Raw genomic sequence first — 1,486 nt, forward strand, 5'->3', positions numbered from 1 at the left:
GCCGTGCCCCCTGGAGCATTATGAAAAATATCTTTACTAAATTCCGTCATTTGATCGAGAATTTTTTTCTAAACTTAAAGCAATACCGCACCATTGCCACACGCTATGATAAAAGGTTTGTAAACTTTTTTAGCGCCATTCGCTTGGCTTCAATTGTCCTTTGGCTTACGTTGAGTACACAGCCTATTACATTTTGTTTGATTTTTTAAGTCTAAGTTTGTAAGACTAAAGTAACAGAAATAAAAATAAATGCGATGCTAACAGACTTAAAATTGTATTACATAGACAATAATACAAATTCTTTAAATAAAATTTCTGCTTTCAGTCCTTTTTTATATAAATGCACACAAACACTTTTTTCAGTAAAAAAAGACTATTCCTTGATAAAAAATATTTACGGTCACTCTATTGCTTTACATTCTTCAGCTTTTAAATATGGATCGATTATTAGTGGGCAAGGCATTTGTCCGCCTTCTTCTGAAATTTTGAAACCCGGAGTAAAATTAGAGGTTCATTGCATTCAACCGCTTTATACTTTGTATACTCAAGGGCCTAAAATTGTCTCTCTTGAACGCCCCTGTGTGCCCAATTCGGCATTTTTAATTCATAACACCTGCAGCACCCCTTTAACGGAAAAAAATAATGGGCGATGTATTGAAGTTTTAAAAGATACCGAAGGTTTTGTCAGTTATTGCCCTATTCTTTTTATGACGCTAATGACATTTGATATAAAATTTACACAAGATCAAGGAGAATTCATTCAATGGTCGATAACGCTGGAGGAATTTTAGATTGCTCCTTAGAGTTTTTCGAAAACTGTTATTTAGCTAACTTCACAGTATAAATACTAGAAATAATCTTAAATACAAGTCCAAAACTTTTTCTCTTTTTTCCTATTTCTACATTTATCAGAGATAATTTTAAAGCGTTCAATTCGTCCAATAATATTTTCATTAACCATACTTGCGTATTTAATTAACTATGATTTTAAATCGTTTAATCATACCTATGACATTTTCATTGGCTGCTCTTTCACTGGCGAGCTCTTGATTTTAGGACGCTTTATAGGCGTCTCTGTTGCATCGATAAGGACAAATTCGTATTCTATATCACTTTGAAGTAACGCTTTCTTCCCCCAATTTAATAGACCTCTTGCAAACGCTTTCACTCAGACCATAGCTGCCAGATATATCTAAAACATCATAAAAAGAACATGATAATGGGGCTAGATAGAGTTATAATTATGTAATAAATTATATAATTAAAGTTATGACATATTCATTAGACTTTCGAAAAAAGTATTAAAAACAAAGCACGGTTTATCATTTAAAAAAGTAACCGCTAGATTTTACACATCTAAATCAGCTAAGCTTTCAACCAAAGATAGCATGATTGATTTTCAAGGTTTTATTAACGTGAAGTGCCGCAAAAATACGCAGTGTTCCCTCTAGCATTTCAAGTGATCGTGTGTTTGCAAGGGGGGCGA

Annotated in this window: 1 protein-coding gene and 2 pseudogenes; 2 read left to right on the forward strand and 1 reads right to left on the reverse strand. The window is 33.0% G+C overall.

Annotated elements, in window-relative coordinates:
• Together K737_RS02865 and K737_RS02870 are read left to right on the forward strand one after the other, a co-directional pair.
• Positions 1 to 209 (forward strand): annotated as a pseudogene (locus K737_RS02865) (hypothetical protein); the annotation flags it as partial.
• Between the two features lie 171 nt (positions 210 to 380).
• On the forward strand, positions 381 to 791 hold the full coding sequence (locus K737_RS02870) for a hypothetical protein (protein WP_152531059.1): 411 nt from the start codon (positions 381 to 383) through the stop codon (positions 789 to 791).
• A gap of 254 nt (positions 792 to 1,045) precedes the next feature.
• On the opposite strand, the pseudogene K737_RS11950 reads toward K737_RS02870, so the two are convergent.
• Positions 1,046 to 1,135, reverse strand: a pseudogene (locus K737_RS11950) (IS5/IS1182 family transposase); the annotation flags it as partial.
• Between the last annotated feature and the right edge of the window lie 351 nt (positions 1,136 to 1,486).

The sequence above is a fragment of the Holospora undulata HU1 genome, from assembly GCF_000388175.3.
Classification (GTDB): Bacteria; Pseudomonadota; Alphaproteobacteria; order Holosporales; family Holosporaceae; genus Holospora; species Holospora undulata_A.